This is a genomic window from Streptococcus pneumoniae (assembly GCA_040719455.1).
In the GTDB taxonomy this organism is placed as follows: domain Bacteria; phylum Bacillota; class Bacilli; order Lactobacillales; family Streptococcaceae; genus Streptococcus; species Streptococcus pneumoniae_G.
In genome coordinates this window covers 254,546-274,732 of the sequence record JBFDTN010000001.1, presented here as the reverse complement: position 1 = coordinate 274,732, position 20,187 = coordinate 254,546, and the positions used below count along the sequence as shown (strand labels likewise).

Annotated in this window: 10 protein-coding genes; 1 reads left to right on the top strand and 9 read right to left on the bottom strand. The window is 42.6% G+C overall.

Annotated elements, in window-relative coordinates:
- Window positions 1-30 precede the first annotated feature (30 nt).
- The 6 genes from AB1I63_01255 to AB1I63_01230 form a co-directional block, all read right to left on the bottom strand.
- The gene (locus AB1I63_01255) at window positions 31-330 is read right to left on the bottom strand and encodes a DUF5966 family protein (GenBank protein MEW4353518.1); all 300 of its coding nucleotides are present in this window, start codon (window positions 328-330) and stop codon (window positions 31-33) included.
- 20 nt (window positions 331-350) lie between these two features.
- Window positions 351-641 (bottom strand): DUF5962 family protein, encoded by a 291-nt coding sequence (locus tag AB1I63_01250; protein MEW4353517.1) that lies wholly within the window; start codon window positions 639-641, stop codon window positions 351-353.
- A 71-nt stretch (window positions 642-712) separates the two neighbouring features.
- Entirely contained in the window at window positions 713-7,480 is a 6,768-nt protein-coding gene (locus AB1I63_01245) for an SNF2-related protein (GenBank protein MEW4353516.1), read from the bottom strand.
- Between the two features lie 48 nt (window positions 7,481-7,528).
- Window positions 7,529-8,080 carry a hypothetical protein gene (locus tag AB1I63_01240; protein MEW4353515.1) on the bottom strand — a complete coding sequence of 184 codons (552 nt, stop codon included), beginning with the start codon at window positions 8,078-8,080 and terminating at the stop codon, window positions 7,529-7,531.
- The gene (locus AB1I63_01235; GenBank protein MEW4353514.1) at window positions 8,064-8,258 is read right to left on the bottom strand and encodes a calcium-binding protein; all 195 of its coding nucleotides are present in this window, start codon (window positions 8,256-8,258) and stop codon (window positions 8,064-8,066) included. The genes AB1I63_01240 and AB1I63_01235 overlap by 17 nt, the downstream gene beginning before the upstream one ends.
- A complete protein-coding gene (locus AB1I63_01230; protein MEW4353513.1) occupies window positions 8,259-13,169 on the bottom strand; it encodes an SspB-related isopeptide-forming adhesin in 4,911 nt (1,636 codons plus the stop codon). It abuts the gene before it with no gap.
- A 209-nt stretch (window positions 13,170-13,378) separates the two neighbouring features.
- On the opposite strand from AB1I63_01230, the gene AB1I63_01225 reads away from it, so the two are divergent.
- A complete protein-coding gene (locus AB1I63_01225; protein MEW4353512.1) occupies window positions 13,379-14,473 on the top strand; it encodes an Abi family protein in 1,095 nt (364 codons plus the stop codon).
- 254 nt (window positions 14,474-14,727) lie between these two features.
- Here the strand turns inward: AB1I63_01225 and AB1I63_01220 are convergent, their stop codons facing one another.
- From AB1I63_01220 to AB1I63_01210, 3 genes are read right to left on the bottom strand one after another with little or no spacing between them, the layout of a single operon-like run.
- The gene (locus AB1I63_01220) at window positions 14,728-17,532 is read right to left on the bottom strand and encodes a phage tail tip lysozyme (protein MEW4353511.1); all 2,805 of its coding nucleotides are present in this window, start codon (window positions 17,530-17,532) and stop codon (window positions 14,728-14,730) included.
- Window position 17,533: 1 nt separating this feature from the next.
- Window positions 17,534-19,870 carry a VirB4-like conjugal transfer ATPase, CD1110 family gene (locus tag AB1I63_01215; protein MEW4353510.1) on the bottom strand — a complete coding sequence of 779 codons (2,337 nt, stop codon included), beginning with the start codon at window positions 19,868-19,870 and terminating at the stop codon, window positions 17,534-17,536.
- The gene (locus AB1I63_01210) at window positions 19,827-20,180 is read right to left on the bottom strand and encodes a PrgI family protein (GenBank protein ID MEW4353509.1); all 354 of its coding nucleotides are present in this window, start codon (window positions 20,178-20,180) and stop codon (window positions 19,827-19,829) included. The genes AB1I63_01215 and AB1I63_01210 overlap by 44 nt, the downstream gene beginning before the upstream one ends.
- Between the last annotated feature and the right edge of the window lie 7 nt (window positions 20,181-20,187).

Sequence of the window (20,187 nt, the reverse complement as noted above, 5' to 3'; positions counted from 1 at the left end):
ACCAAATCTTAGGTAACCCTATTTTTATTGTTATACAGTTCTACTTCTAACTAATTTTATAACAAGTCCTGCTACAATCAGAAGATTAAAAGCAATATAAAAGCCGGTAAAACTCCAAATGCCATTAGTCGCTAAATCTTCGGTGAAAAGGTATCGCTCGGTGAAAAAGAGGTAAATCCCATAGACTTCCATAAAGGCGAATCCACCAATCATTCCAATAAGAAAGAAAGCACTGACTGCCTTTAAAATCTGAAAGAGAATGACAAAGATAAAACCGACTAAGGCGATAAGAAGCACCGCCTGTAAGGCTTGTTCTAGTAGACCTTGCATAAACCCTCCTTCTAACCCAACTACTTACGATAATGATTAGCTAAATTCTCATCTAGCTCCCCTACTTGTGACACCAACTCAAGATACTCGTCACGTGTCACTTCATCTAGGTCTGGAAAGTCATTCTCACGAGTCGCAATAATGACCTCCAGTTGACCAATGATTTCTTGCTTTGAAAAGCTATAATCAAGGGTTTCGTCTTCGTATTGTTCCTTTAGGGATTGATAGTTTACCCTATCTTCTGGACTGGTAAAGCCTTGAGCTAGCCACTCCTCTAGTTGGTAACGCATGTCTTCTACTGTCTGAATCATTTTTCTTTCCTCCTTTTGTGATTTCTTGATTTCATTTTACCGCGTTCAAAAATTTTTGTCAGCCATTTTTCTTAAAATTCAAGAGAGATTTGTTCTTCCTGTTCAACCTGCAAGACTGTCTCATTGAATTGAGCGAGTGCTGCATCAATCTCTTCCATATCCGCTTCTTGTTCGACTAAGGGGGCAAGTACATCGTATTTGGCCTTTACCAGCTGATAGTCCTCTTCTTTTGGAAAGACTTTCTCTACTTCCGTTCGTGCAACTGCTAGCTTATCCTTGAGATTATGAACCATGTCTTCCGTCTTTTCCTGGTCATCTAGGATATGGTCAATAGCGTTGGTAATCCGCTGAATGGTTCCCACACCTGATTTCAAATCAAGGGATACAGAATACTGATTATCCCCTGAAATAGTGAGCGATACCGTCTCTGGTAAGGGCTCACTGAGTCCTCTTGTCGCCATTTTCAGCTCAAAGCCCCTAAAGGAGGCCAATGTCTTGACTTCCTTGGTCTCAGAACGGTTATAAGTGATGAGTTTTCGCAAATAGTCCCCCGCTTCTGCCCGATTATCCATGACCTGGTTATCAAAGCGCATGATAAAGTCGAGGTGTTTGGTTGCCAGAGATTGGGCAATATCACGGTCGTACTGACTAAGACGCTTTTCTAAGACTGGTAGATGTTTCTCACAATAAGAAATGGTATGGCGATATTCATCTTTCGAGCGATTGAAGGCTCGCTTTTGATTCTCCAGAACTGTCAACTCATTTTCCAACTCCATTTTAAGTTTGAGATAGGGATTACCCGTCGCTAAAGCCTTAAAGTCTGAAGCGGTCATGGTTTGTTCGTCAATGTCTTCAGCTGACCTGACAGGGTCTTTTGAAGTCATGATTTGTTTAATGTAGCGCAATTTATTCTCTTGTGTTGCCCACAAGTAATTATCAAATGATCCTTTGGTAATATAGTGATAAATGTCCACTTCGGTATACTGATTCCCTTGTCGAATCAATCTTCCGTTGCGTTGAGTAATATCACTTGGTCTCCACGGCACATCTAGGTGGTGAACAGCTTTCATGCGTGATTGGACGTTTAAACCTGTCCCTCCTTTTTCAGTTGATGCCATGAGAATCCGAACCTCACCACTGTTAACCTTTCTAGACAAAGAGTTCTTCTTCTCGTCGGTATTGGCATCATGGACAAAGGCAATCTGCTCTCTTGGTATCCCTCGATCCACTAAAAGGTCTTTGATTTCATTATAAACATCAAAACCTCCGTCCTTGCTCTTAGGTGTCCCAATGTCCGAGAAAATCATTTGAGTGGCTTTGTCCTCTTCTCCTTCTCGATAAATCCGCTCGACATTATCGACCACTTGTAGAATCTTCTGATTGTCTAATAAGGTATAAGAAGAATCAATTAGACGCATATCAATGGCTAGTTTTCTTGCTTCGCCAGTCACCTTTAACATGTTATCCTGACTTGGATCGACACTTCCTGATTTAATGGCGTCAGACCTTGCAACCAACTCTTTCAAATAGTCCTTTTGGGCATCTGTTAACTCACTTTCTACCGCAATGACCTTGGCTTCTGGGACTGGTAAATCAAGCATATCAGATGTCTGAATATCGGCTGTTTCCTTGTAAATCCGCATAAGCTCAGGGAGATTCACAAACTTCTTAAAGCGTTTCTTAGGCTGATACTTATCACCCGTTGGCGCTAATTCCATGGAATTTTCAATATTGCCAAAGGCTCCAACCCATGAATCAAAATTCACAACCTGGTAACGCTCCAAGACATCTGGCTGGATATAATTCATCATGGTGTAGAGTTCGCTAATGGAGTTTGAAACAGGAGTTCCTGTCGCAAAAACGACATTGCGATTGTCATGCTCTGCCTGAACCTGTCTCACTTTCATTTCCATATCCACGTTCTTTTTAGAAGTGGTATTGGTAATGCCTGCGACATTGCCTAGACCAGTAATCGGTCGGATATTTTTGAAATGGTGGGCTTCATCCACAAAAAGAAAATCAATCCCTAGATTCTCAAACTCAATAAAGGTATCTCGCTCCAGTTTTTGGAGTTCTTCTAATCGACTTTCTAAGCCCTTGATCGAACGTTCTGCTTCTTTGACGGTGTATTCGCTATCGCTCCCTAGCTTGATTTCTCTGAGTTGCTCTAATTTGTCTTCAATATAAGCCACCTGCTTTTCTTGGCTCATGGGAATCTTTTCAAACTGAGAATCTCCAATCACAATGGCATCATAATCTCCTGTAATAATCCGTGAAACAAACTGCTTGCGCTTCGCTTTTGCGAAGTCTTTCTTGGTTGTCACATAGACCTTTTTGGTCGGAAAGAACTTCATGATTTCTTGGCCAAATTGAGCTGTTAAGCTCGACGGCACGACATAAAGAGGCTTATGCACCATTCCCAGTTCCTTCAGTTTAAAGCCTGCCCCAAGCATGGTTAAGGTCTTTCCTGACCCCACTTCATGGGCTAAGAGAGCACGTTTTTCCTCCACAATGCGCTGAATGGCATTTTGTTGGTGGGGACGTAAGGAGATATGTTGGGCCAATCCGTCAATCTCTAGACGACTACCATCATAGACCTTTGACACCGTTCGATTATAGAGACTGTTATAGGTCTTCTCAATCAGCTCCCCGACATCTGGATAACGGGAGACAAAGTCTTGAAAGAGTTCTTGGAGATTGGTTTCTTTGGCACGAAGAACCGTTGTTTTTTCGACATCGGTCACATTCTTTTTCTTGTCGCCTTCAACGATTTGTTTGGTGATGGTCGGTTGATTGGAATTAAGGAGATTTTCAAAGATTTTCCGCCCTGTATCATACCGTGAAGCAGGAACTCCAAGGCTTCTATCCTTTGCTGTCGAATAAGTATAGGCAAATGTAGAGTGATACGAAATGGTCCCGTCAATCGGACTAGTGGATAAGACCGTATCCAGCACCGAATCCGATAAGTCAACGCTCTGTCCCATAAAGGTTTCATAGGCAAATTTCCCATACACAGCTAGGGGAATCCAGCGGGATCCAATACGATAATCTATATCCGCTAAGGTGACTCGCTGTGGACGCACTTCTTCAAGTAGTCCCTCATAATAGCTCCAGTTGAAATCATGATTGTCCTGCTTGATGAGTAGGTCCACTACTTCTAGTTTTGTCACTACATCACCTGATAAGAAGTCCTGACGTGAGACATACTTGAGGTTTCCTTTGAGATAGGATTCTGGGTCAGGAATAATCTGGTCTCCTAATTCTTCAATCAGGCTTTCTTTAGACTCTACAGGATAAATGGACATCATATAGTCAAAGTCCACCCCACGACCATCAGAAAGACTGGAGTTGAGAGCGTCCAGAGCAGAGGAAACTGCTGTCACTTCTTTTTCAGGGCGTACGAGGGCTTTTTCAAAGGCAAGAGATTTGGTATAAATGACTGTCTTTCCACTCGGATCTAGACCTTCATCCTCAAGGCTGGCAAGAAGTGAATACTTATCATCACTGTCAAAGAGATTGCGATTCACAGCACTATTCAAATAACCAAATTGCTTGACAAAATGATCATAGGTGCGATTGAGTTTTCCGAGTAAGCGTGCAAACTCTTCCTTGTCATAGTCATAATAGCGTTGAATGGCAATGACCTCTTGATAGGCATTTCGGATATCCACCATGCCCTTAATTCGGGCGATTTCTTTCTCAGACAAGGGAGCTTCATAAAAGACTGTCTTTTTGAAATAGCCTTTAAACTGCCCACGTTTTGCCGCATCCTCTGTCACATAGACATCAAGAGCTGTGCTATCCGTTACTTCTAAGGCATTAAAGCGGTCAATCTGTTTCTGAGAGTGTTTAGTGTCCCATGCTTTAAAAACTCCTTCTTCATCGACATAGTAGCTGATTTCTTCCGTCTTGGTCCCGATACGAATCCCTTGATTGTCACGGTAGTAAATAGTGGAACCCTTATAGCCAAAACTATACTGGCCAAGAGTCTCTCGAATATCTTGTGGAATGGCCTGATCTACCACTTGTTTTACCAGAACCTCTGGGTTAATGAGGACTTCAGAAGCATCTATCATTCTTGGTGCTTTGACATTCCCTAAGGCTTCTGATAAGGCGTCCATCAAATGGTCCTGGCTTGCTTTTACAGATAGTGTCCCGCCATTAAAATTCCTAACCTGATAGGTCCCTAAAACCTGAGGGTTGTACTCTCCGTCAAAATAAGGATTGAGCCAAATGCGGTCGTCTTTTTCATAGCGAATCGACCCTGAGAAAGCCAGTTCATCTGCCTGATAGCCCTTATTCAAGTGCTTTTGGAAGAACAAGATATCGGTTGTCACATTGGTCCCTGCAATGGCCCTAAAGGCTGTCTCAGGCAAGCGTACTCCTCCAAGAAAGTCTGTTGTCTCTCGAATATCCTGTAGGATATTTTCCGTTCGTTTGTCCATAGTACCAGTTGAGGAGATAATCGCCACTTGCCCACCGTCATGGACTAAATCCAGAGACTTTTTGACAAAGTAATCATGGATCATATAGGGCTTGTCATAGGTGTTATCCGCAATCCTAATATTCGCAAAGGGCACGTTTGACATCACTAAATCAAAACTATCATTCTGAAAGGCAACCGTCTCAAACCCTTTTACCTCAATGTGAGCAGTAGGGTGGAGGTAGCTCGCAATGGCCCCTGTTATGGTATCCAACTCCACTCCGTACAACTCACTTGCTTCTCGTAAGTGGTTGGGCATAGCCGCAAAGAAGTTTCCAGTCCCCATAGAAGGGTCTAGGATTTTCCCACCTCTAAAGCCGTCTGCCTCTAGTTTTTGCCACATCTGTCGGATAATTGCTGGATCAGTATAATAGGCCGTAAGAGACGATTGTTTCATGTCGGAGTATTCCTTATCCGACACTAAGGCTTTTAATACCTCCCTCTCCATAGAAAACTGAGGGTTGTACTCGTCAAAGAAACTATTGGCTAGCCCTCCCCAGCCGACATATTTGGCAAGTAATTCCTGTTCACTTGATGTTGCTTGACGCTTCTCTTCTTCAAGTTTTTTCACAAGTCGAATGGCCGCAATATTAGTTTCTACCTTGTCTCTTGCCGTCTTTGGATAAAAGTCTGTCAAATCTTCTGGAAACTGGAAATCTGTTAAGGGTTCAGATGGTCTTTCAACAGGGCTAGGGGATTTCTCGTCTACGCTTTCTAGCTCTTCGTGACTATCTAAATTCCCAAGAGGGACAGGAGCTTCCTCCTCTGTCTCATCTAAGAACGAAAAGAGGTCTAGTTCCTGTGGTTCTTCCTCCACTTCAACTTCCTGAGTTGGCACGTGAACGGCATTCGTAATTTCTTCCAGATTCCGTAAATAGAGGACTGGATTTTCTTCAATCAGATAACTGAAGTCATTTTGAAGTTCAATCCGTATCAAGTCATTTAAGCGGGCATCTTCAATGGCTAGAACCTTAAACTCCTGTCCCTTGTAAGTTACCATGGAACCAATAGGATAGAGGTCAAGAACTTTCTGAACCAGTGGATTATCATATCCTTGCGGAGGAGTGACGATTTCAGGTTCAGGTTGATGAAGCTCTTCTTTCCAGTCTCGAAAAACTAAATCAGGCTGTTCTAGCTTGGCCTCTTCAAAGGCTTTGGCGTCTTCGAGAGTCACTTGTTCATGTAAGAAGGCAAAGGCAATCGTCCGCAGCTCCTCTAATGCCAGATGACTGGTCAAGAAAAAGCGAACTTTTTCATGAGACAAGCCCATTTGAAGCAGTTCCGTAGCTAAGGCTAGTTGGGTGACACGTGCCTTTGGATAATCGCCTAATAAGGTTAAGTCCTCCGTTTTCAAACGGAAGCGGCCAGCCGCATCAAGGAAAATGTCTACCTGTTCAGGCTGAACATCCTCTAAAACAATTCCTGCTTGAAGCAAGGCATTCTGATTTTCTGCTCGGACGGCCCGTCCAATCTCACCTAAGGCGACTTCTTCGAGACTCGTGAGCGGACGCTTCAGTTCAAAGACATCGCCATTTGCCTCCACATAGGTGAGGAGGTTATCTCCCTCATAGACAGGAACCATTTCCATCTCATTGTCAAACGCACCACGTCTAAAATCTGGTAGCTTAGGAAGATTGTTTCGTATATGGTCAAAATGACTCAGAATCTCAAACTTTTGAGTGAGTGTCAACTCTTCATAAGGAGGTAAATGTTCGGTCTGTCCTGTCCGTATATCCAGTTGCGATAGGTCCTCCTCTAAACTCGCAACGATAGAATAGCCATCCTCTCGAAAGCTCACTTCTTGAATCGGTTGTAGCTCCTCTTCTTCAATCGACTTTTCTTCTACCTCTGGTTCATAGGTCAGGAGAAACTGCTCAATATCACGGCTGATACGGTCTGACAGGTTATTGGCGACTCGGCATACATTGACGAGATTTGCCTGCTCACTTTTTGATAAAAGAGAAGCTATTGAAATGGACTGATAAGCCCCCTCCTGATCCAAGAGTTGAAATCGTGTCGCCAAATTATATAGGGCCACTTCAATGACCAAGGTCTTCTCATCTGCCGTCAGTTGGGAGAGCTTCTCTAAACCAGTTTGGCCAAAGCTTTGCGTGTACGTCACTAAATCATGGGCAGCTTCAAAGGGACTTGCTTTCACAAAAGCAGAAAGATCTGTCTCAACGTGAAACACCTGGACTGGTGCTGGTTGTTCTCTTTTTTCTAGCCTAAACTCCCTTACCAGTATCTGCCATTCCTCATCAAAGTGGACAGCTTGATAGTGTAAAAAGGATTCTAATATCCGCTTGTCACGAGGAATACTCCCTCGTAACATGTCTAATAATTGTTCTTGATTCATTCTCTTCTCCATTACAAAAGGGCTAAGAGAAGCTCTCAGCCCTTTGTTTTAGTCTAGGACCAAGGTCCTCTGGTTTTGAGTCGGTAGGGGTGTGTCGAGGAGCCCCGTCACATACTGGTATAAAAAGGAGCTGTTTCCATCAAGCAAATCCTTGTGTAAGGCAATTAAGGTCACATCCCCAAAATAATCGTGACTCGTGAGGGAGAGGTCCTTTTGGATAATGTCCTGCAAGGTTTCTAAAGCCAAAGACGAATACTCATCAGCTTCTAAAACATCATAGTGCTCTAGGGTTTCAGAAATACTGTTGGAGGAAATGGTCTCCATGATAAAGCTAGAGCCTTCTCCTGTTCGATAGAGTTTTTCTAACAAATCCGTGATGTCTGTTTTCAAGATTTCCCGATACTGCTCAGCCCTTAGCCATAAATCCTCGTGGACCAAGGACAAATCATCCACCTCCATAAAGTCCAGATAGAGCTGATGAAGAAGACTGGGATTTGAAATACTGAATTCCATGGCAAATAAAGCCTTGACAAAGTCCTCATAATTGCCCCTTGCCATATCTGAAAGTGTCGCTTTCATAGTGTCAAAGGTCCAGGTCATAACTCGTCTCCTTTTCTTGGTGCAAAGTAGGAAGACGTCCCTCTTCTACTTCTTCAAGGTCTGTTTTTCCATCCCCATCGGTATCTGGACTAAAGGGATTGGTGCCAAGGGCTAATTCCTGGGCATCCGTTAGTCCATCATAGTCAGAATCAGTGTCATAAATCGTTTTTGCTTTCATCTAGTTTTCCTCCATTTTTCGTTTAGACAGACCGAAAGCGAAGCCAAGGAGAATACCTCCTCCCACCAAGCCAAAGAGTGAGCTACTTTCTCCCGTACGTGGTAGGATAGCTGCAGGAAGAGTTGCTTCTGGAGTTGGCGTTAGTGGTCGCAAGGAATCAGGCAAGTCAGGAGTCGGTGTTTCTGGCTCAGGCGTATTGGTTTGAACCGTATTTGAACGAAGGACATAGCCATTCACCACATGATCATAGGTATTTTCTACCTGACCTGACGCAATCCGCTCCATCTGTAGATAGACATCTGCCTGAAATTCTGACTTATCTGACACATTCTCTAAAAAGGCTTGGTCAAAGGAAATGGTCACTTTTCCATTTGTTTGATCCACCTGTTGTAGGGTATACTTGGTCACTTCCGTCCCTTTTGATAAAACCGTTCCGTCTTTTAAGGTCACATCCACCAAGGTGTAGGCTTGGTAGACGCCGTTATAGGCATCATGTGTCTCATCGTAGTCATCTTCAAAGCGGTAATCCACGAGAGCAGTTGCGCGATTGCTTGGAATGAGAGATCCTACTAAGAGATAGTTAAAAATCTGATGAAGAGAAATAGCTTTCCCATCAAGACTGTCCTCTTTATGAGATAAGTCAATCACCACATCTTTTTGAGGGTCTAGTTTTGGTACGTTGTTTACGACCGTCTCAGTCACATAAGCAAGACCAAAATCAATCTGATAGGCCGTATTTTCATACTGACCACCTGTTTTTGTCAGCTCATTTTTAACGGTCATGGGAGTCGTAACAACAAGTGTTTGACCAGTTTTGACATAGGTCTCATAAAAGGCTTTCGGATCATCAGCCGTAAAGACTTGAATAGCTCCTTTGGGGGTAAAGGAACGAGCTGCCATGGCCTCTTGAACGACTTTAGGTGCTTCTGATAGACTAGCATACGCTGTTACAGACAGTCCTTTGACCAAATTCCCATCCTGATCCATGACCTGAATTCCGTCAGGATTCAGCTCAAGCGCCTCTTCAGGGTAATCATCGACCATGTAAAAGCCTTTAGCGAGAGCATCTTCTGTCACCACCATGTCCTTATACTGGCTATAGTCTAAGCTAATCTTGTAATAGTTCACGGTATTTGGGAGCACGGTTTTGCCATCAATAGAAATCCCCGCTTGATTGGTATTGGACTTAATAGGCTTCACCACAGGCACATGATTGGTCACCGTGTTGGTCTCATAAGCCATTCCAAAATCAACCTGATAGCCGACATTTTCATAAGTTTTACCTGTGTTATACAGTTCCTTACGAACCGTCATGGGATTGATAAGGGTCAAGCTCTGACCTGTTTTCACATAGGTCTCGTAAAAGGCTTGGGGGTCTTCTGGCTCAAAGACTTGAAAAGCTCCTTTTGGAGTGATTCCTCGTTTTCCAAGTGCGTCCTGAAGAGCTTGAGGTGCTTCTGACAAGGTCGCAAAATTTTTGACTATAATCCCTGAGACCGTCTCTCCAGCCTGATTGATGACACGAATCGCTGTGCTATCTGGAAGAACGGCTTCTTCTGGGTAGTCATCCACAAAGTAAAAGCCTTTTTCAATCTGTTCCTTGGCTGCCTGAATCCCTTGATACTGGTCCAAATCCCAGGTTAGCGTATAGAAATTTTGAGAACCAACGAGCATAGCCTTCCCATTAATGTCCACCTTATCCTTGTTCAGATTTTCTTTCTTAGGTTCAGGGGACACAAGTGTGTTGACCACTTCCTCCGTTTCGTAGCCGTTCCCAAAATCTACTTGGTAGGCCTTGTTTTGGTAGCTTGTAGTCTTGCCGTACAAGCTATCTTTCACCGTCATTTTGGTTATAACCTGGAGTGTTGTTCCTGTTTTGACATACTGGTCATAGAAGGCCTGATTATCCTCTGGCTCAAAGACCTGAAATGCGCCTTTCAGCGAAATCTTGGCATGAGCGAGTTTGTCTTGTAATTCTTTGGGCGCTTCTTGAAGACTGGCATAGGCTGTTGTCGCGATACCCGAAACGATTTTCCCATCAAGGGTCGTAATCGTGACCCCATTTTCAACTAAATCAAGCGCTTCCTCAGGATAATCATCGACATAAAAGAAGCCACGTGCAATCATCTCTTTTGAGGAAGTATCCCCTTTATACTGGTCTAAATCCCAGGTTAAGGTATAGTGATTGGTGGATCCAAAAGCAACGACCGTATCATTTATCACTACATCATCCGCATTCTGGTTCTCCTTGTGCGGTTGAATGTAGCTAGTAGTCTCTCCGTCACCTGGAGTCCGAACAGTCACGATATTAGAGGTGACGGTATAGAAATTTGGCATTCCCTTATTGATGAGGAGTTTGTAGCTATTTGAGTAGGTGGCGCCATCCTGCTGCACTTGCCCGTAAAGTTTTGGAGTAACGAGTGAATAAGATTTATTCAGCTCCTTGTTTACCTGCTCTAGTAAGCCTTCCTTTGCGGTCAAGGTCACAAAGTTCTTGTCTTCGACAAAGGTCACATCATAGTCAGGATTCTCAAGTTGTGTTTTGGTCAGATCAACGTGATAACCTGCTGGTAAATAATCCTCAAAGGTAAGACTCATGGTCTTTTCTCGATTTGGCGAAAGGTCATCCACTGTTAAAGGATAAATCACCGTAGAATCCTTTGCGACCTGTTTCTCATGGATGTTTTCTTGGTCGCTATTCACCACTTCTTTCATAATGGCGGGTGTCGTTGTCAGACGATACTCATGGTAGTGAATCGTTGGTACTTGTGGCACTTTTGGCAAGGGTTCTGGTGTTGGCTTGGTAGGCTCTAGCACCTTCGTAAGCATCAAACTTGGTTGCGTCACTTTCTCCAAGGGTTGGGGTGTAAAGGTCACAAGAGGATCTGGCGTAAAAGGTTTTGGCGTGAATGTCTGAGGGTCAGCTGTCAGCGGGTCTGGAACAGGCTCAAGGTCAGCCTTAACATGGGGCTTAGGACGATAAGGGGTGACCGTTCGAGCGACAGGGAGGGTATTTAAGGCAAACCAATAAGTCTTTCCTCCGACTTGCGTAGGCATATCTCCCTGCCCAAAAGTCACCGTGTAGGTATTCCCCGATGTAGTGGTGGAGACAATCGCTCCCTTATAGGCATAACGACTGGAAGAGGTATCCCATTCTTCGGGTAGGTTCAAATCACTAGAGCGATTAGCACTTAAGGAACGAGCCAGGCCTTCATTGGTCACTTGAATGGTCGAACCATTGATTGGGACAAACTTTCCAGATGAGTCCTTGACATACTCAAGTCCAATATCGTTGTGATTAAGCGACGAGTAGGTGAAGACACCTGGTTTTTCTTTTGTAAAGCTGACTTGCGTGCCGTCTTCCAAGAAATACTTGGCCTTTACACGAAACTCCATTTTGTCTGTCCGCCAATCACCCGTCCCGTCATTACGGTAAGCAATAAAGCCCTCCGTTGGGTCATTAGGTACGACCAACTTGACCGCATTTGTGCCAACTGGAGAAGTCAGATTTGTGATATCATAAGCGACCTTGGTGATTTTCTTGCCATCAAAGCTCGCCTTCTTCAAATTATGATAGGTAAAAGAAAGCGTCTCACCTGTTTTAAAGCTGTCATAGACAAAGAAGCCCGTGGAATCAAGGATGTTAGAATAGCCACCAAGCATGGCATCCCCTGTTGAGATAATCCGATCAGGATTACGAGTGCCTGCCCCGTGTTTAGCCTGGGGTTCCCCATTGTTTAAGTTAAGAGCTTGAGCCAGTGCTTCTGAAATATACCCTTCTACACCTTTTGAAATCTCTGCCAACTCACGTTTGTAACGCTCCTGTTCTTTGGCATTATAGGCATCAATAGCCGCATTTTCTTTCTTAGCAGCTTCTTCTTTTTCGTGATTTCGCTTGGTGATTGCCGCAATCTCATTGGCACGGTCTGTCACTAGTTGTTGGTTTCGTCGATTGGCCGCATCAACCGCTGCTTGACCGGCTTTATTTGCTTCATCTACAGCTCGTTTCTTCTCCTGATTACGCTGCTCAATTGCTTCATTTTCCGCATTTGCCTTGGCTATACCTGCTTCATTTTCCTTTTGAATCAAGAGGTTCTTTGCGGCTAGCTCGTCCGCAAGCTCTTTCTTCTTCAAGTAGGCGGCAAGATTGTCTTTATTCTCCTGATCAATCTTTGAGACAACCTCCCTATAGTCCTTATAGCTTGACGGACTTGAGCCATCACCTGAGGAAACTTCTCTTGTCGTTACAGTCACTTCAGCCGTCGCATCATTCGCTTTTACTTCTGAAACCTTCTCAGAAACAAAACTGCTTAGGCTATTGCCTGCTTGATTTGCCTCTTTATAGGCAGCATTTAAGGACTCGTTTTGCGTCTCAATACGGGTCTTTTCACGCTTATAGTTTTCTTTTTCAGCATGATAGCTAGCGGTTACCTTAGAAATACTTTCCGCCTGCTTAGCAGCATCTCTTTCTGCCACTTCCAATTGGTGGGCAGTTTCCTTAGCCGTTGTAGTATTTCCTAAGTCCATAGGCTCATCCTGAATGGTAGTAACCCCTTCTGCTTTTGCCTGATTCACAGCTTGCGTTACGGTATCATGCGGAACTGTGACCGTCATAGCCCCACTTGACTGACCCGTTGAGGCAAGGCTATCGGTCTGTTCCACAAGGCTACTTGGTTGCGCTTCAGGAAGATTAGTAGCTGGATTTTCTGTCAGGCGTACAGTATCCACTGAAGGGGCAGTTGTTTCCACTTCATCTGCCTGAGCGACTGGAGCGCCCCAAGCGACAACAGCTGTCATGACCGTACCAAGCGCAACTGAACACAGGGTGCGGTATTTCTTGCTTTTACGCAAGACATGCTTTTCACCTTTTTCTTGATTGACCAAAAAGTGATGATTCCATTGTTTCGTCATAGACATTCCTTCTTTTCTTTTGATTCGAAGCAACATGAAGGTAGACTCCATGTCACTCTCTTCTCATCATAAAAAAGAAGACTTGATTTTAGTATCACATTACTTTCAAAGGATTTTTCTAAAATCTATTCTAACTATTAATGAATACCAACACAGTACAAAAATATGATATACTTTAAGTTAGGATATTATTGATATAGGAGTAACACATGGCGATTAAACAAAGTGAAGGTCGAGAATCTTTAAAACTGAAATTACACAGTAGAAACTTGCAATTTAAAGACAGAGAGCTTGACAACGCCCTTATAAAATATAATTACTTTAATTTGTTCAATGGCATAGAAAATCTTTTGCTTTCGAGCAAGAATCCAAAACAGTTCAATAAAGTAACATTGGAAGACTTTATTACAATTTATAAATTTAATAAAAAATTAGCCGCTACGATTCTCGAAATTCTCGACAATATTGAATCAAAATTAAAGAATTCAGTAGCTTATCACTTTACTCAAACTCATTGTCTCACAATAAGTGATACAATGAACTACACATTAAAATCAAAATATGTAAATCCAATAAATAGTCAATATGCGAACAACTATCCTTTTGTAAATTACCAAAATAAAAAAATTTACTCTGATTTCGATAATTTTATTTTATTTCAACCTTTTTATCTGACAAAATTAATCAATGAAAATGACCATATTAACTATCAATTTTATACAGACCCCCGCTATACTAGCCAATCTGGGACAACAACTTTTCGAACAGGTCAAAATCCACATTATACTTATCACCGCCATGTTGCTGTCCCATTCTGGGTGGCAATTGAAACAATGACATTAGGTGAAGTTATCCGTTTACTACATTACTTAGAACCTAGTATATTAGAAAAGGTAATGAAGGATTTTGGTATGCCGCTATTTTATCGAAATGAATTTTTAAATATGTTTGACATTATTAAATCACTTCGAAATTTCTGTGCTCACGGATCATTAGTGTATCGCTATCAATCTCCAAAATATATTAAATTAAATGCAAACTTAGTAACATCATTTAACTTAACACCATCTGAAACAGGAGCACCATCCTCCGTTTTATCACTTTTTGATGCTCTACAAATTGTCAATTATTTTGAAAGTACAAGACCATTAAAAAAACATATAAATTCAATTATTTATAGAAACAATAAACATTTCAAATCATCAGATTTTGATTTGAACAGCCGCTTATTAACAAGAATGGGAAACCCCAATTTAAAAGAATGGAAAAAATTTATTTTTACAGAATCTCAACACCGTTTTTAAATAAATTAAAGCTTTTTCTTGACATCTCTATTTAAATATACTAGAATTATTATAGAAAATAGAATTGCTCCTAAGAGCGCTGGAGAATATCAATCTTATATTTTCCTCGAAAAAGACCCCTTGGTAGAAATACCAAGGGGTCTTTTGGTTACGTTATATAAACGATGATTCACACTAACGATTTTGTTACATCTTTTTCTTTGTTCAAGATAACAATTATTTTAACTCAATAATACGCATTTATTCAGCTATCTTTATTTCACCGTATAAGCAAAACTCATAGTGGAATCCGGCCCACTAATTCTACGAAAAGTATAATTGGGATTACCATTGACATTGGTTTCTGAAATAAGGAATGACCCATCTGGATACACTTTCTCGATAAAAGCCACGTGCCCGTATGCTGCTGCAGAACCGTGACTCCCACCCGCAAAGGAGATGATGGCACCTGCTTTTGGTATTGAGCCTGTTTCACCACCAAGACTTGCGGCTGTTCTCACCCAATCTTGGCCGTTCCCCATGGTACTGATAATAGGGATTTTCTCCCCATTTCTGCCCTTTAGTTTCAAGCCAAGTTGGTTGATGCGTGCCGCAACTCCCCACGTACATTGACCGTAGGCATAGCCCATGCCATCGCCACCACCTGGTACCGAGTTCTCATATAGGTCTCCACGAACAGCTTCCAAGGCCTTTGGATCACTTTGAGCAGTTCCGCCATTCGGCTGACTAAAGCCTTTTTCTATTTGGTAATACCACTCGGTTGCTCGAGTTTGTCTCTCCAAGAGTTTATCGCCTGAATTACCCTCCCAGTAAATCAAAAAGAGCTGGGTGAGACTAGCAGGACTACCTGTATGGTGAAAGAACTCTTTTAACCAGTTGGTGTAATAAGGACTATCGCCATGAAGCATAAAATCAAGTTGTAGATTTAGGTCGTACCACTTCTGATTCTTCTTTTTGGCATATTCCAACAAAAGCGTATGGCGACGTGAACCGTCCGCTGTATCTGTCCATTGTCCTAATCCTAAGCCACGTCTTAGGATATTTGTGTAACGCCCATTGTAGATAGCTGGTCCACTGATGGATAGCCAGTCTTCATCATCCCAAGAACTATCAGTTGCCCCAACAGGAGGATTCAGATAGTCTCCTTCTGCTCGTTTTGGATTGATAGAGGACTCTACTGACCAATTCCCTAAAATAGCCGCAATAGCCTGATTGGTCGCTCCTTGATTTTTTAAATACTCATAGATAGCCTTGGCTCTCGCAAACTCATCGCCCCCAAACTGACCAATGGCAGGCAAAATCGTTGTCTGTAATTGAATAACCTTGGGAAAGTAAAAAGCAGGATTGACATAGACTAGTTTGTCGGTATCCTCATCAACCTTTTGATAGGCTACTTTGAGGCCTGTTCCGTCCTTGGTTTGGCCAATCACATCTCCTGCCACTACCTGTTGGCCCTCAATTACTCGACCAGTCGCAATCTTGTAGAGGGTGAGCTTTGCCTTATTTTTCCCTCTTCCAGCTGTCAGAATCAGATTTTCGCCATCAAGTGATACTTTACCATCCATAGGAGCTACAATAACCTGATTTTCTTTTGCTTCTAACACAATATGATGATGTAACGTCGGTTTTTCATCCACTAACTCATAACCGTACCGAACGGTCATGGTTAGCGCATCGTCTTCCGTCTGCCCTTGAAAGGGATTGTCTAACTCTTCTAAAGCCAGGTACTTCCCTTCTTCTGTCAATTCCTTTAAAGTTTCCTGGTCCTCATCAGAGAGTTTGTAGGGAGGATTCTGGTATAAATCTGCCATCGCCTTGATAGAAGATCCTCCATTTAAGTCCTCCCAAAGCTGACTTAGATAGTCTTGATAGGTCATTTGACCACTATCCATTTTCTCTTCTAAACGATAGTCTTGGTACTTGAGGTTCATAAAGGTCATGACATCATCTATCTTGGTGTAATAGGTAATTCCTTGGTCGCTCTTTCTCGAATGTTCCGCATCTTCCCACGTCATGTGGGTGTAGCTTTTAGTGAGTTCAAACTCATCTTGCTGGATCAAACTCGTCCCTGACACACTCATGACAAAACTCATCATCAAAAGAAAAACTAACAGCAGTCCTGAAACAAGCCAAGTCATGGGATTGAGGACTAGGCTTGAAAAGAAACTCACGCTTCCCTTGAGGGCTTGAAGCATTCCTTTCAACCCTGCTGCCATTTGCTTCCTAGCTTCTTTTAGAAAAGTTTGGTAGCGTCTCCTTGGTTTTAAAGGTTTATTTCTGGTCCAACCCCTCCCTTTTTTGAAATTCTGATAGCGTTCTTGGCTATTTGCGACTTTTTTCTTGGTAAAACGAAGGCCCGCCTGCCCTCCTTTGACTAAGACTTTTCCTGATTGATAGGCGAATCGACCATAGCGCCTAGCTTTTAAACTCGTGTCTTTTAGGCTTCGCAATCCGTCCAAGTCATCCTCTTGTGCCACCACATCAACTGCTTCAAGAACCGCAAGGCGCAGACCTCGTTTGACCTTGGTCGAGACCTGCTTTTCCTTATGCACCCTTTTAAGCTGTTTGACCTCACGCCTTGCAAAATCCTTTTCTTTTTCAGCCTGAAGCCGCTCAAGTGATTTTTCTTGTTTCAATCGAAATCTGAAGGATTTTTCATGAGGAGATTCTCTATGATAGGTAAACTTGGGATTGACACTCTTTGTTTTTTCTTCTAGCTTGACTTCTGCCAAGTGTTTTCTCGCTAGCTTCAAGCGATGTCTAGCCTGTGGGAGACGGTATTTTTTGATTTCCTTGGCTTTTAAGGCTCTAGGAGAGACATGGGTGATGGCTTCCTGAAAGGTTTCTTGTGCGGCCGTTTTTTCTTCTTGGAAGGCTTGTTTGAGCGCCGCTTTCTGGCTTCTCATTTCTCCTTTTTCTGCCCGTCTGATGAGAAAGCGTTTCTTAGGGAACAACTTTTTCAGTTCCTTTTTCTCCCTACGATAGTTCATACGACTATCTTTAAGATTGCTTTGAAAAGACTGTCGAGCAGCCTTAACGGTTTTCTTATCGTGTTTCATCTCAACTCCTCATTTTCTCTGGGTCTGTACTCATGATGTCAAAGAGTGCCGTCTGGTGAGGAATCTTATTTTTGAAAGGCACAACGGTTGCGCCCGCTTTGATGAGACCTGCGCCTTTGTCTGGATTCACCAAGTATTTTTCAAGCTCTTTTGATAATCCCAACATGTGAACCAATTCCTCACGGTCATTCTTAGCCTGTTTCAAGAGAATCATAAACTCACTATTTGCGATAATGCGTCTGCCATTCGAATCAAGGAGTAGGGTCTCCACATTTTGCGTAATGCCTGTTGGGGTAGCCCCGTATTTACGAACCCGACTCCATAATTTGAAGAAGAAGTCAGAGGCATACTTGTCCAACAATAGGAGCTGCATTTCATCAAAATAAATCCAAGTTTTCTTGCCTAACTGTTGGTTCTTGACCACACGATTCCAAATCTGATCAAAAATAACCATGAGGGCAATTTGTTTCAATTCATCCCCTAGCTTTTTGACATTGTAAATAAGGAAGTTACTGTCTGTTTTGATGTTGGTCCGATGTGAAAAGATATTAAGAGACCCCTCCACATAGAGTTCCATATCAAGAGCCAAATTTTTCGCTTCTTCTTCCGGTTGTTTCGATAAAACAAAGACCCACTCGACTAAAGAAGGCTGATCAAAATGCTTGTAGGTCAGTCTGGTTACTCGGTCAATAATGGATTTTTCCCGACCATCCATTTTACGGTCAAGAAGTTTTCCAATAAAGGATAAGAGAAACTCTGATTTAACCTTGACAGGATCTTCGTCCATATTCTCATCAGACAAATCAAGGACATTTAAGAAGGTGGTGGAGTCCGGCGCAATATCAATACTCTCTCCACCAAAGGCTTGACCGATAATACTATACTCATTTTCAGGATCTACGACGATAATTTCTGTGTTTTCATTCCCTTCTCTTAGCTTGGTGGAGATGATTTCATGCTTGGTGGCCATTCCCTTACCAGCACCAGACGTTCCTAAAATCAAACCTGAAGGAGTGTTGAGCTTTCCACGGTCAATGGTTATGATATTACTAGAAATCTGATTAATGCCATAGAACTTACCTCCCTTATCCTGTATATCGACAGATGTCCAAGGAGAGTTGACGGCAATGTTTGATGTCAAAAGAGAGCGAGAGACACCTTCTAAAAAGTTCTTCCCAAAGGGCAAGAGACTGTTAAAGGCTGCTTCTTGCATATAGGTCAAGTTGTCAATCACAAGGTCATTTGAGCCTGCCACCTGTTTGATGATCTCAAGTGAATGTTTCAATTCTTCCTCATGATCCGCAAAGACCCCAATCAAAAAGAGGGTATCAAAGAGCTTGTCTCCTGTTTGGGTCATGGTTTTAAGCAGCTCTTCTGCTTCATCAATATTGGTTTCTAGCACTTGACTGACTTTTTCTAGATAGACTCCTGTTCGTGCCATCTTTTGTTGTTCCCCAATTTTTTGTGATTCCATGAGTGTTTTCTTCGTTCTGAGTTTCTTCATGGCTTCAGATTTGGTAGATCCCTTGGCATGAAGGCTAATGATGACTTCTAAATCCGACTGCATCAAATCACGAATAAACCGATCTCCCAATTCCATACCATAATCCCGCACATAGACAATTTGTAAGAGACGATTATCTATCTCCATGTAATTCTTCTGTTTAAAGGACAGACTAGCTGGGGCGATAAAGTGCTTGGTCGTTTGTCCTGAAAGAGCTAGGTCCTGATAGGTAAAGGGCACCTGATGTTCCCCTCGTAACATATCCGCTAGCTGGTTGACTCTCTCCTCACCTTGTAGGAGGCTAAAGCTCGCATCAATTTCTGAAAAGCCACTTTTAAAGTATTCCCCAATTTGCGATAGGGAGCGAAAGGCGAGTTTTGGGTTTTGGTCTTGTTTTCCAAAAGAAATGAGTTTCATGGCTGAAAAGTTATTCTCACCAGCTTCTAAGTTATTGTCCATGATACGGTTTAACTCATCACGGTAGGTGTCAAAGCCATCCTCATGATGCGGATATAGGACACTTTTTCGGAATTTTTCTAAATTGACTTTCTGGTTAAAAATGGTTAGTTGGAAATTGGTTTTCTCATCGAGCGAATTAATCAAATCTGAATAGGTTTCTACGATCGCTCCCTTTTCTTCTAAGCCTACCGTCTGGTAGTTGACATCTCCTAGGAGATAGGTCTGAGAGAAATAGTCTGGCAGTACTTGCATGAGGCCATTAGGAAAGAGGCCTTGGTAGGCCAAGGTATTGACGGTTGAGGGTAAGATTTCTCTTTTAGTCGTTTTCGCCTTAGAAGAGAGCTTTGGTTTCATGAAGTGTTTTGGTTTTGTCACGGGAAACTCCTTTCTGTCCTGTTAAGGTGCGTTCTGGTTGTGTCATTTCATAATGAAAACGGTACTTAAGATAAATTTCAAAGGGTAAATCATTGGGACGATAGACCCCAAATAATAGGAGAGGAATGGTAAAGCTACAGACAAAGCCATAGACAAACCAATCCCCGAATTGCCAATAAACAAGATTGAGGCCTAAGACGGCAATTGTGAGCGCTAGGGCAGGTAAGACAAAAATAACCTGCCTAGTCGTAAAGCCTAACCAAGCTCTGTGTTGGACTTTTGCGATGTCCTTAAAGACACGTGTGTTCATATTGTTC